Source organism: Hyphomicrobium sp. (assembly GCF_019753045.1).
In the GTDB taxonomy this organism is placed as follows: Bacteria; Pseudomonadota; Alphaproteobacteria; order Rhizobiales; family Hyphomicrobiaceae; genus Hyphomicrobium_B.
The window spans coordinates 163,293-175,949 of the sequence record NZ_JAIELN010000005.1 but is presented as its reverse complement, the minus strand read 5'-3'; the positions used below and the strand labels follow the sequence as shown (position 1 = coordinate 175,949).

At 62.2% G+C, this 12,657-nt stretch carries 10 protein-coding genes; 5 read left to right on the top strand and 5 right to left on the bottom strand.

The window, feature by feature from the left end:
- Positions 1-28: 28 nt before the first annotated feature.
- The 3 genes from K2Q04_RS05905 to K2Q04_RS05895 all read right to left on the bottom strand — a co-directional run bounded on the left by K2Q04_RS05905 (position 29) and on the right by K2Q04_RS05895 (position 2,879).
- Positions 29-325, bottom strand: coding sequence for a MoaD/ThiS family protein (locus K2Q04_RS05905; protein WP_291160571.1), 297 nt, complete (start codon positions 323-325; stop codon positions 29-31).
- On the bottom strand, positions 322-1,437 hold the full coding sequence (locus K2Q04_RS05900) for an exo-alpha-sialidase (RefSeq protein WP_291160568.1): 1,116 nt from the start codon (positions 1,435-1,437) through the stop codon (positions 322-324). The genes K2Q04_RS05905 and K2Q04_RS05900 overlap by 4 nt, the downstream gene beginning before the upstream one ends.
- 308 nt (positions 1,438-1,745) lie before the next feature.
- Positions 1,746-2,879, bottom strand: a complete 1,134-nt coding sequence (locus K2Q04_RS05895) for an alpha/beta fold hydrolase (protein ID WP_291160565.1) — start codon at positions 2,877-2,879, stop codon at positions 1,746-1,748.
- Between the two features lie 692 nt (positions 2,880-3,571).
- On the opposite strand from K2Q04_RS05895, the gene K2Q04_RS05890 reads away from it, so the two are divergent.
- The gene (locus K2Q04_RS05890; protein WP_291160563.1) at positions 3,572-3,955 is read left to right on the top strand and encodes a nuclear transport factor 2 family protein; all 384 of its coding nucleotides are present in this window, start codon (positions 3,572-3,574) and stop codon (positions 3,953-3,955) included.
- A 182-nt stretch (positions 3,956-4,137) separates the two neighbouring features.
- On the opposite strand, the gene soxZ is transcribed toward K2Q04_RS05890, so the two are convergent.
- Both soxZ and soxY read right to left on the bottom strand, forming a co-directional pair.
- Entirely contained in the window at positions 4,138-4,461 is a 324-nt protein-coding gene (gene soxZ / locus K2Q04_RS05885) for a thiosulfate oxidation carrier complex protein SoxZ (RefSeq protein ID WP_291160561.1), read from the bottom strand.
- A gap of 12 nt (positions 4,462-4,473) precedes the next feature.
- The gene (gene soxY, locus K2Q04_RS05880) at positions 4,474-4,962 is read right to left on the bottom strand and encodes a thiosulfate oxidation carrier protein SoxY (protein WP_291160559.1); all 489 of its coding nucleotides are present in this window, start codon (positions 4,960-4,962) and stop codon (positions 4,474-4,476) included.
- Positions 4,963-5,152: 190 nt separating this feature from the next.
- Here soxY and K2Q04_RS05875 point away from each other — a divergent pair, with 190 nt between their 5' ends.
- The 4 genes from K2Q04_RS05875 to K2Q04_RS05860 all read left to right on the top strand — a co-directional run bounded on the left by K2Q04_RS05875 (position 5,153) and on the right by K2Q04_RS05860 (position 12,609).
- Positions 5,153-6,469, top strand: coding sequence for an NAD(P)/FAD-dependent oxidoreductase (locus K2Q04_RS05875; protein WP_291160557.1), 1,317 nt, complete (start codon positions 5,153-5,155; stop codon positions 6,467-6,469).
- A gap of 218 nt (positions 6,470-6,687) precedes the next feature.
- Positions 6,688-9,237: an acyl-CoA dehydrogenase gene (locus K2Q04_RS05870; RefSeq protein WP_291160555.1), complete on the top strand. Its 2,550-nt coding sequence runs from the start codon at positions 6,688-6,690 to the stop codon at positions 9,235-9,237.
- Positions 9,238-9,271: 34 nt separating this feature from the next.
- Complete coding sequence (locus tag K2Q04_RS05865) at positions 9,272-11,290, top strand: 3-hydroxyacyl-CoA dehydrogenase NAD-binding domain-containing protein (protein ID WP_291160553.1); 2,019 nt, start codon at positions 9,272-9,274, stop codon at positions 11,288-11,290.
- 14 nt (positions 11,291-11,304) lie between these two features.
- A complete protein-coding gene (locus K2Q04_RS05860) occupies positions 11,305-12,609 on the top strand; it encodes an acetyl-CoA C-acetyltransferase (protein WP_291160551.1) in 1,305 nt (434 codons plus the stop codon).
- Positions 12,610-12,657: the final 48 nt, after the last annotated feature.

The following is a 12,657-nucleotide window of genomic DNA, read 5'->3' as shown; positions in this document are numbered from 1 at the left end:
GGCTGACGAGTCCGGGCCGCGCGTGTGATCACCCGCCCGCAATCGCGCCGACGATCAGGAACGGCTTCGATCCACTCCTGACTTCATCCGGCAGCGGCGCGTCCGCGGGCTCGTGCGAAAGATCGCGCTGACAGGCGAAAAATCTGAGGAACGGCCGCCGCTTTTGCGTACCGTGATCCCGGATCGTTCCACGCAACACGGGGTAGCGCGTCTCGAGTGCGTCGAGCAGCGACCGCTGCGTCGCTTCCCCGTCAACGTCGAGCAGGATCTCGCCGTTGACGTTCGCGTGCATTCTGAGATGCGACGGCAGCACCACGCGGATCATTTGAGAGCCTGAACTTCAACCGAGAGCACCGCCGGCAGATCGCGAACGATGGCGCTCCACGTATCGCCCGCGTCGGCCGAGGCATAGACTTGGCCGCCAGTCGTCCCGAAGTAGACGCCGCAAGTGTCGAGCGTATCGACGGCCATTGCGTCCCTGAGGACGTTCACGTAACAATTCGATTGCGGCAGACCCTTGGTCAAAGCCTCCCATTCGTTCCCGCCCGAGCGGCTGCGCCAGACTTGCAGCTTCCCGTCCATCGGAAAGTGCTCGGCGTCGCTCTTGATGGGCACGACGTAGATCGTCTCCGGCTCGTGCGCGTGCACGTCGATGACAAACCCGAAATCCGTCGGCAGATTGCCGCTCACCTCGCGCCACGAATTGCCAGCATCGTCGCTCCGCATCACGTCCCAATGCTTCTGCATGAAAAGCACATTCGATCGCGACGGGTGCATCGCGAGGCGGTGCACGCAGTGGCCGACTTCAGCGTGCGGGTCCGGTATGTACTCCGACCGCAGCCCCTTGTTGATCGGCTGCCATGTTTCGCCGCCGTCATCCGTTCTGAAAGCGCCCGCGGCCGAAATTGCGATGAACATCCGCTTTGGATCGACGGGGTCGAGCAGAATGGTATGCAGGCACATGCCGCCCGCGCCGGGCATCCAATGCGCTCCCGATCCATGGCCGCGCAGGCCCGAAAGTTCAGCCCACGATTTTCCGCCGTCGCTCGTACGGAACAAGGCTGCATCTTCGACGCCTGCAAAGACCGTATAGGGATCGGTGAGCGATGGCTCGATGTGCCAGACGCGCTTGAATTCCCACGGGTGAGGGGTGCCGTCGTACCATTGATGCGTGCCGGGAACGCCGTCATAGGCGAATTTGTTGTCGACCGGCGCCCAGGTCTTGCCGCCGTCGTCGGACCGCTGGATCTGCTGCCCGAACCAACCGCTCGACTGCGAGGCGTAAATACGATTGGGATCGGCCGGCGAACCTTTCATGTGGTAGATTTCCCAACCGGGAAAATGCGGGCCGCTGACGTCCCAGGATTTCCGCGTGCCGTCGGACGTCAAGACGAATGCGCCTTTTCGCGTTCCAACCAAGACCCGTACACCTGTCATGTCGCCTCCCTGTCATCCTGCCCGGCGAAGCCCGATTATCGCCTCGACCGGGAACATTTTGAAGTCCATCACCGCACGAGGACGCACGGCGAGGGGCCATCCCGACATAGGTTTCGGAAAAAAATGAGGGACGGCGGTGGCTTGCTGCGCGCCTTCCGATTGAGCTGCGCTGAGCCGGCCGAAAGGGGCAACCATTTCCGGCGACGGCGGGCTTCTTCAATCACGGATTATCGTATTGATCCGGCAGCTTGAAAAAGGGCCGCCGGACCGCTGGGTTTGATCGGAGGATGTTGCAACGGCCTCACCTGCTAGTCGTGGCCGCCCCCGCGCGGATACTTATCGAGACCGCGCTTTTTGAGATAGCTCGACACAACATCCGCGATCTTCACGTTATTGAGGTCCGACATTATGAAGTGCGTATTGCCACGCACGCCGATGTCGGGAAGATGCAGAAGCTCGGCGTTCCCGCCATGCTTGTTGATCGCATCCACGAAGAGCTGCGCCATCATCAATCGGCCGCGCCAGATGTCGATGCCGGGATAAACGCTCGGCTTATCGGGAGCGGGAATGTTATCGCCGTATACGAGCAGGACTGGAATTTTCGTAAGCGCCAGGAATTGGTCCATCGGCACCGTTTGAGCGACGATATCGCCCGCATTGGTCGGTATGTTTGCCGGCGCTTCACCCGCGGGGAAAGTCCAGCCGACCGGCTCGAACGAGATAATGCCCTTCACGTTCGCGCTTTTCTCGGCGGTACGAAATCCCGGATAGCCGCCGGCCGAATGCGACAGCAGAACGGCTGGGCCGGTTTTTTTAAAAATCGCCGCGCCTGCGTCAGAAGCAACTTCATCGTTCGCTGGCCCCGTGCTTGGCGTTTGCTGTTGCCACCATTGAAGTAGCGCGTCGGGATCGCGTGAGAACTGCACGCCAGGAAAGTAGTTCGGCCAAATGCCGATCCTGAACCGCACGAATATGCCTTGCTCGCCCGTCGGACCGGGGCCCGGAACAGGTGTTATCGTCGTCGGCTGCAACGCGCGCCCCGCGCGCCCGCGATTGGGCTGATCGAGGATGTACGTCGAAAATCCGCGGCGAATGAAGATGTTTTGAAAGCCGTCGCGTCCATCCGGCGTCGACTCCCACGTTCTCGCCATCTGGCCGCCGCCGTGCCACATCACGAGCGGATATTGGCGCGCGTTGGGCGGGATTTGGTACTGCACGTAGGCAAAGTCGCCGTGGATCGTTTGGCCGTCAGGCGTCAACTTTATCGGGTCGAAAGTTCCAGCATTGGTTATGACGCCGCCGCCGGCGGTAAAGCTTCCCTGATCCTTCAGAACGATGGATTTGTTGTTTTGCGAATTGCCGTCATGTGCGATCGCCCCGGAAATGCCGACGAGGCCGCCGGCGGCTAGCGCTGCGATAACCGCGAATGCAGCTTGGTTCATGCGTCTACCTCCGACAGAATATTTTTTTGAACGCTTGTTCGCCTGCAGACGGTCGCTCGCGTCCTGACGGCGCAGCTTTGTCTGCAGGCGGCGTCAGTATGGATCGATCGCGCCAAAGGCTGCTCGGCGGAGGAAGAACCGAACTCGTTGCGGAGCGCACTGCGGTCGACGAATGCGAGCCGCGCATTCGTCGAAAAACTTATCCCCGCTCTCCCAGCCGTCGGCATACTCCGCTGATCCTGCCGCGTGCGAAGGGCTCAAGGCTCGAGCTGGGCGCCTGAGGGCGGTGGGAGCGCGCCGGACTGCCGGGACCCATCAGCTGGATCCGGGGTCGTCTGCCGGCCGCGGTAGCCACTGCGTGGCGCCGTGGTTCAACGCCCGTTCGAAAAATCGGAATGCGCGGGCGGATGGCGGTGTCGACGGTTCGAAATGGGGGCCCACCTCCGTTGCGCGTCGCGGATCGGCGAAGGCTGCATCCCGAATAAAAACAGAAAAATGCGAGGCCGCGCCGATCTGCCCCTTCGCTTCCTTTCAACCGGCTCTGTTCCGCGGAGTTGGGCGCTAAGCCGCGCCCGGCGCACGAACTTTTCACCATGAGCAACCCCAATTTTTTTAAACGCAGAACGTTGGCGCGTTTCGCACGTTTTCGAAATCGACCAACGCATTTGCGCGGCGGGAAATGGAGATTGACGATGGATGATGGAACCGTGCGGGCCGCGCTCGTCCGCCATTGGGACGCTTCCGATGCGAATGATTTCGAGACGGAGCATGAGATCTACCGCGAGGATGCGGTGCTCGAATACCCGCAATCGGGCGAACGCATCCGCGGTCGGCGCAATATCCAAGAGAGCCGGTTCGTGCAGCCGAACAGAAAGCGTTTCAAAATCCGGCGAATGAGCGGCAGCGGCAACCTTTGGGTCACGGAATTCATTCTCACGTATGACGGCAAGCCATCTTACGCGGTGAGCATCATGGAGTTCCGCGAAGGACTGGTGGCCAACGAAACGCAATATTTCGCCGATCCGTTCGCGCCCGGACCTTCGCGCGCGCATCTTGTCGAGAGGTCCGCCTCTTGACCCTCACTTCCATGCCCGGCGGCCGGCTTGGCTGGAACGCGAGTCGCGGGGCACAAGCAAACAGCCCGTGCCCGGCGGCTGGCTTGGCAGGAACGCGAGTCGCGGGGCACAAGCAAACTGGCCGTGCCCGGCGGCCGGCTCGCGGAACGCGAGTCGCGGGGCACAGGCAAAGAAGCGCACAATCAAACAAGCTTCAGCGGCGCCGTCGCAACGGTCGTAACGCCGTGATCGTCGGTCCACGCGATCTCGAAAACGCCGGGGCCCGGAACGCGCATGTGAAATGCCAGATACGGGTTCGCCGAAATGCCCGGCCCGAACTCGGCGCGAAAAATTTCCTTGCCCTCGAACTTCGCAACGAAAGCATGGATGATGTCGCGCGGTATCGGTTTGCCGGTCTTGTCGTGGCGATTGCCGGTTTCCATCACATGCGTGATGAGCGTCTTGATCTCGATGACGTCGCCGATTGCGGCAGTCTCAGGAAGCTTGATGCGCGGATTGGCTGCCATGGTGCTTGCGCCTCAAATCCCGCAGCCGCCGATGACGACCTTGACGCGCGTCGTCGAAATCAGCATCTCGCCGTTCGACTGCTCCGCCAGGACCACGACGTCCTGCGTCTTCGCGAGCCGCATCCGCGATTGGACGCGCGCGACGGCGTTGACCGGCGACAAATGGAACGTGGCGACATGCGCGGCGGGATTTTCCGTCGAGAGAAGATGGATCGCCTTGATGTAATCCGCGTCCGTCATGGGGCTGTCGACAGCGATGGTGATCGGCACGAAATTTCCGTTCTCGGCCGTCTCGGGCAAATCAACCATGATCTTGCCTTCGATCGGGTTAGCGGAACCGGCGATCCGGGCGAAGTCATCCTTGAATTTTTGGCTGGGGGCGGGCGTGCCGGGCGCCGGGTCCTCGGCACGTGCAACGAACGGAGCAAGGGCCGCCGCTGCGGCGCCCGCTGCAATGAATTCCCGGCGGCTCAGAATTGAAATATCGATGGGATCTGGCACGCGCCGGGCCTCGAAGCTGAAGGTTGCGTGTAATATAGGATACCCGCTCGCTCGACCTCCAGCTTCCTTACGATTTATTTTCCTGACATCGGGTAGCTGCCCGTGGCAAATGAGCCATTGAAACGCCTAAGCTAACGGTCAAAAGGCGCGGCCGAACTTCAAGCCGGGTGTCGAAATGAGAGGCGGGGGAATGACCGAGATCACGCGCCGCGAATTTTCTCTGCTGACCGCAGGCGCAAGTCTCGTCGCGGCGTCCGGGCTGCCGTGCCCGGCTCTTGCCGCAGGCCCGGCCAGGATCATCGTCATCGGCGGCGGCCCCGGCGGCGTGACCGTCGCAAATCGCCTCAAGGCTTCCGATCCGCGCCTCGACGTAACGCTGATCGAGCCGAAGGAAAAATATACGACCTGCTTTTACTCGAACCTTTATCTCGGCGGGTTCCGGTCCTTCAAATCGATCACGCACGATTATGCGGGCGTGAAGCAGCGCGGCATCAACATCGTCACGGATACCGCGACGGCGATCGACACGAAGGCAAAGACCGTGACGCTGGCGCGCGGTTCATCGCCCATGAAGTACGACCGGCTCGTCGTCGCTCCAGGCATCGATTTCAAATACGAGACGATCGAAGGCTACTCGCCGGAAGCTGCCAAGATCATGCCGCACGCGTGGCAAGGGGGCGAGCAGACCTGGCTGCTCAAGGAAAAGCTGCTGGCGCTGCCGGATGGCGGCCTCGTCGTGATGTCCGCCCCGCCCAACCCGTACCGCTGCCCGCCTGGCCCGTATGAACGCGCCTGCATGATCGCGCACTTCCTGAAGACGAAGAAGCCGAACGCCAAGCTCATCCTTTTCGACGCCAAGAAAACATATTCGAAGCAGGCCGTTTTCGAGGAGGCGTTCGAGGAGTATTACAAGGGCATCATCGAGATCAACTTGACGAACGAGATCGACGATTTCGCGGTCGTCAAAGTCGATGCGGCGACCGGGATCGTAACGACGAAGGCCGGCCGCACGGAGCGGGCCGCACTTGCAAACATCATCCCGGCGCAGAAGGCGGGATCGATTGCGGCCCACGCGGGCCTCACCGAGAACGACTGGTGTCCGGTCCACCCCGACAACTTTGCGTCGACCAAGGCGAAGGACGTCTACGTCCTCGGTGACGCCGCGATAGCAAACGACATGCCGAAATCCGCGTACTCCGCCGTCAGCCAGGCGGGCGTCGTCGCAGCCGACATCCTTGCGAGCCTTGAGGGGAAACCGCACGCCCCCGGCAAATACAGAAATACGTGCTGGTCAATGCTCGCGCCCGACAACAGTGCTAAAATCGGCGGCGATTACGTGCCGGCAACAAAGGATGGAAAGCCCTATCTCGAAGTCAAAGAGCCGTTCATTTCCAAACCCGAAGACAGCGCCGAGGTTCGCCGCGAGACCTATCAGGAGAGCGCCGAGTGGTATCAGACCCTCGTCGCCGATCTTTTCGGTGAGGCCCCCGCGAAGCCCGTCCGCTGATTTCTGCAATCCTTAAGGATTAGCGCGCAGCATCTGTTCCGGCGGATTGGGAACGGGATGGGTGAGGGCAATGTACCTGCAAGTTAGGTTCCGTTGCAGAAACGTGATTAACTGGGCGCGAGACATGGCCGAACGACTGCCGGATACCTGAGGCCAGCAACGCGTCGTGGCGCCTCTTTATGGCGCCTCGTCTGGACTGCACGCGAGAAATCCCTAGATTGACGTATACGTTAACGCTGATGACTGGGCTCGCCGCGAATGCGGCAGCAGCCCGTATGGGAGGCACGGAAATGGCGCCCGTCGTACTTTTACTGGTGGCTTTGATCGGCTTACTGGCGCTGGGAATGATCCGCGCGCCGCTTTGGGGCTGGGCTGCAGCGGTCGGCGTCTTCACGTGGCTCGCGACCGGCGGTTGCTCCGGTATCCTGGCATGGATCGCGTGGATCCCGTTCTTGGCGCTCGCAGCGCTCTCGGTTCCGTCCGTCCGCCGGAACCTCGTCGTCGCACCCGTTTTCGCCCGGATCCGCAAAATTCTCCCCAAAGTCTCCGACACCGAGTCCCAAGCGCTCGAAGCAGGCACCGTCGGCTTCGACGCCGAGCTTTTTTCCGGCACGCCCGACTGGGACAAGCTCCAATCCATTCCGCCGATTGAACTGACGCCGGAGGAACAGGCGTTCCTCGACGGCCCGACGGAAGAGCTCTGCCGCCTCATCAGCGACTGGCAGATCCGCCATAACCTGCACGAGATCCCGGACAACATCTGGGACTTCGTCAAGGCGCACGGCTTCCTGGGCATGCTGATCTCGAAGGAGCACGGCGGTCTCGGATTTTCGCCTCAGGCCCAATCGCTCATTCTCGGCAAGATCGCCTCGCGCTCGCCCGACGTCGTGACGATCGTCATGGTCCCGAATTCGCTCGGACCGGGCGAGCTGATCGAGAAATACGGCACCGACGAGCAGAAGCATTATTACTTGCCGCGTCTTGCCAAGGGCGAGGAAGTTCCCTGCTTCTCGCTGACCGGCCCGACCTCCGGCTCCGACGCCGCCACCATGCGCGACATCGGCCACGTGACGCGCGGCACCTACCAGGGGAAGGACACGCTCGGCATCCGCCTCTCGTGGGACAAGCGCTACATCACCCTCGGGCCGAACGCGACGCTCGTCGGCCTGGCGTTCCGGCTTTTCGACCAGGGCAATCTTCTCGGCAAAGGCGAAGACGTCGGCATCACGCTCGCGCTCATCCCGGCGAGCCATCCGGGCGTCAACATCGGTCGCAGACATCTGCCTTCGGGCGCCGCGTTTCCGAACGGTCCCAACTGGGGCAACGACGTCTTCATCCCGATCGACTGGGTCATCGGCGGCGAAGCCATGGCCGGTCACGGCTGGCGCATGCTGATGGAATGCCTGTCCGCCGGACGCGCGATCTCGCTGCCGTCGTCGGCGACGGCGGGCGCCAAAATGATGCTGCGCGTAACGTCCGCTTACGGCCGCATCAGAAAGCAGTTCGGACTTCCCGTTTCGCGCATGGAAGGCGTCGAGGAACCGCTCGTGCGCATCGTCGAAGCCGCTTACGTCAACGAGGCGGCCCGCGCCATGACGGCCGCAATGGTGTCGCGAGGCGAACGGCCATCTGTCATCTCCGCGCTGATGAAATATCAGACGACCGAGAAGATGCGCCGCGCCGTCAACGACGCGATGGACATCCACGGCGGCCGCGGCATCTGCGATGGCCCCGCGAACTATCTGCAGTCGGCCTACCAGATGGTCCCCGTCGGCATCACGGTCGAAGGCGCCAATATTCTGACGCGCACGCTGATCACTTTCGCGCAAGGCGCGCTCCGCTCGCACCCGTATCTCTACAAGGAAGTGCAGGCGGCTCAGGACACCGATAGAAAGCGCGGCCTCGATGCCTTCGAAAACGCGTTCAATAATCACATCGCCTTTTCGCTCTCGAATGCGACGGGCGGCTTCGTCCACAATCTGACGGGCGGCGCCTTCGTCGCGGCGCCCGCCGGCGCGCTGCGGATGTCCCATTGGTATCGCCAGCTCGGACGCGCCAGCCGGTCGTTTGCGTTCGTTGCCGATCTTACGGTCGCGCTGCTCGGCGGCGGCCTCAAGACGAAACAGAAGATCACTGGCCGGATGGCCGACGCCCTCTCCGAGCTTTATATGCTCGCGGCGACATTGAAGCGTTACGACGATGACGGCCGCCCGGCCGGCGACGAGTACATCGTCGAACTTGCCGCTCAGAACGCGCTGTATCGCTTCCAGGAAGCCATCGGCGGCACGATCGACAACTTCCCTGTGCGCTGGGCGCGGCCGCTAATGCGCGTCGTCGTCTTCCCGCTCGGACGCCGCTTCAAACCCGCGTCCGACCTGCAGGGCCACCTCGTGGCGCGGCACGCGTTGCAGCCTGGAGATGTTCGTGACCGCCTGACACGGCACATTTTCGTATCGAAGGACGTCAACGATCCGACCGGCGTCCTCGAAGTGACGCTGGAAAAGGTGATCGCCGCCGAACCTATCGAAAAGCGGCTTGAGAAAGCCATCCGCGACGGCCTCGTACGCCGGTATCACGGGATCGACTGGTTCGCGGAGGCGCAAGCGAAGGGCGTCATCAGCGAAGCAGAGGCCGATCAGCTTCGCGAGGTTGAACAGCTTGTCGCTCGCGTGATTGCGGTCGATCACTTCGACCCCGCTGAATTGAAACCACACTATGTGACGCTCGGTCATAACGCGCGCGGAGCCGAGAGCCTGGCAGCGGAATGAGCCGGGTTGAAGTCTCGAACGATTGAGGTGAGTGATGACGGACGCAGCGACCGAAGCGAATGAAACGCAGTTGAAAGACTGGCGCTTCAAGATCGACGGCGAAAACATCGCCTGGGCGACCTTCGACCGCGAAGGTGAAAGCGCGAACTCTCTCGGGCGTCGCCCCATCGAAGAGCTGAACGCGATCATCGAGCGCGTCGAGGCGGAAGCTCGTGCGAAGACTGTTCGCGGCCTCGTCATCATGTCGGGGAAGGAGCGCGGCTACATCGTCGGCGCCGACATCCGCGAGTTCGAGACGTTCCAGAGCGAGCAGGACGTCGTCAACGCTCTGAAGCCGGTGAACGATCTGCTCGACCGGATCGAGAAGCTGCCCATTCCGGTCGTCGCGGCAATTCATGGCGTGTGCGTCGGCGGAGGCCTCGAGCTGATCCTCGCCTGCCACTACCGCATCGCCACGCGCGATGACTCGACCCGCGTCGGCTTCCCTGAAGTGAAGCTCGGCATCTTCCCCGGCTTCAACGGCACCGCGCGCTCGATCAAGCAGGCCGGCCCGATGGCGGCGATGCAACTGATGCTGACAGGCGGCATGATCCGGGCGACCGTCGCAAAGGCGCAGGGCCTCATCGATCAACTCGTCGGCAGCCCCGGAGAGCTGCATTGGGCGGCGCGCAAGGCCGTGCTGCAGAACCGCCGTTCGAAGTCGGCCGGTCTCGCCAAGATGTTGCTGGCTAAGTGGCCCGTGCGTGGCCTCATCGCCAACAAAATGCGTCAGGAGACGGCGAAGAAGGTTCGCGAAGACCATTATCCCGCACCGTTCCGTTTGATCGACCTGTTCGAGAAATTCGGCGGCGATCTCGGCACGATGAAGCGCGAGGAGACGAAGGCTTTCGCGCCGCTGATGGTGTCGGACACCTCACGCAATCTGCGCCGCGTCTTCCGTCTGACGGAGCTGCTGAAGGGCCAGGCGCCGAAGGGCTTCAAATGGCGGCCGAGCCGCGTTCACGTCATTGGCGCAGGCACCATGGGTGCCGATATCGCAGGTGTCTGCGTCGCATCCGGCATGGAAGTGACGTTGCAGGATATCTCCGCCGAACAGCTCGAGAAGGGCATCAAGGCGCAAGGCAAGCTCTTCGCGCGGAAATTCAAGACGAAGCCCGCGCGCGATGCTGCGAAGACGCGATTGATTGCGGACCCCGAAGGCAAAGGCATCTCTCGCGCGGACGTCGTCATCGAGGCGATCGTCGAACGGCTCGATGTGAAGCAGAAGCTGTTCGCTGACCTCGAAACGAAGATCAAGCCGGGCGCCGTGCTCGCGACGAACACGTCCTCGTTGAAGCTTGAGGACATCGCTAGCCCGCTGAAAGATCCGGGCCGCTTGATCGGGCTGCACTTCTTCTCGCCCGTCGCGCAGATGCCGCTCGTCGAAGTGGTGCGCGGAGCCAACACGCGCGACGAGGAAGTGAAAAAAGGCGCGGCGTTCGTCATCGCCATCGACAAGTTCCCGCTGATCACCAAGGACGTCCCGGGCTTCCTCGTCAACAAGGTGCTGACGCCCTACATGTTCGCGGCGATGAAGCGTCTCGAAGAGGGCGAGGACAAGGAAAAGATCGACGAAGCGGCGCGCGCCTTCGGCATGCCGATGGGCCCGATCGAACTGGCTGACAACGTCGGCCTCGACATCTGCGCCCACGTTGCGAAAATTCTGGGCCAGAGCAGCGAAGGCTCGCGGCTTGACCGGCTCGTTGCCTCCGGCCGTCTCGGCAAGAAAACGGGCGAGGGCTTCTACGTCTGGAAGGACGGCAAGCCCGTCAAGTCGGACAAGAAATTCGAGAAGGCGGATCTCGACCGCCTTGGACGCGAGCTTGTCGATCCGATGATCGCGGAAGCGCAGAAATCGCTCGACGACGGCGTCGTTGAAACCGCCGACCTCGTCGATGCGGGCATGATTTTCGGCACCGGCTTCGCGCCGTTCCGCGGCGGCCCGCTGCATTACAAGAAGAGCTTGAGCGCGGCCGGTCCTGCGTCCGCTCCGCACGCTGCAGCAGCCGAATAGTTTGGGAGATTGAAATGGCACGAGAACTCCGGCGCGTTGCAGTGATTGGCGGTGTCCGCATCCCGTTCTGCCGTTCGAATACACTTTATGCCGACCTCTCGAACCTCGACATGATGGCCGCCGCCTTGAACGGTCTGGTTGACCGGTTCGGGCTCAAGGGCCAGCACATCGACGAGGTCGTCGGCGGCGCAGTCGTCACGCACTCCAAGGATTTCAACCTGGCGCGCGAAGCGGTCTTGTCGACCAAGCTCGCGCCCTCGACGCCGGGCGTCACGCTGATCCAGGCGTGCGGAACCTCGCTGCAATCGGCGCTCATGTCAGCTGCCAAGATTGCAACGGGCGAAATTGAAAGCGCGATCTCCGTCGGCTCCGACACGACGTCGGACGCCCCGATTGTATTCTCGAAAAAATTCTCGAAGCGCCTCGTCGGCGCTCAGCAAGGCAAGACCGCGCTCGACAAGATCAAAGTCTTCAAGGGGCTTTCACCCACCGAGCTGGCGCCGCAGCCGCCGAGCGTCGCCGAGCCGCGCACGGGTTTGACGATGGGTCAGCACTGCGAGCTGATGGCGCAGGAATGGCACATTCCCCGCGCAGATCAGGACCAGCTTGCCTTCGAGAGCCATAAGAAAGGCGCTGCCGCCTATGACGAAGGCTACATGGACGATCTGATCGTTCCGTGCGCCGGCGTCTTCCGCGACAACAATTTGCGTCCCGACATCACGCTCGAGAAACTGGCGAGCCTGAAGCCCGCCTTTGAAAAATCCGAGCGGGGCACGCTGACGGCCGGCAACTCAACGCCGCTCACTGACGGCGCAGCGACCGTGCTTCTCGCGTCCGAAGAGTGGGCCAAGGCCCGCAATCTGCCGGTGCTCGCGTATCTGACGTTCGGCCAGCACATTGGCAACAATTTCGTCGGCGGCGACGGATTGCTGATGGCGCCGACCATCGCCGTCTCAAAGATGCTCGACCGCGCCGGCCTCACGCTGCAGGACTTCGACTTCTACGAACTCCACGAAGCTTTCGCAGCCCAGGTGCTGTGCACGCTCAAGGCCTGGGAAGACCCGGCATACTGCAAGACGCACATGGGCAAGGATGCCCCGCTCGGCTCGATCGATCGCGCGAAACTCAACGTCAAAGGCTCCTCGCTCGCCTTCGGCCATCCCTTCGCCGCAACCGGCGCCCGTATCGTTTCAAACCTCGCCAAGCTCTTGTCGACGAAGGGCGGCCGCGGCCTCATCTCTGTCTGCACCGCAGGCGGCATGGGGGTCGCGGCAATCATGGAAGCCCCACAGACGATCGAGGCCCGCGCCGCGGCGTAATGCGCCGGATCTGGAAGAGAAGACTTGGCCGTTTCGATGCGCTATTGA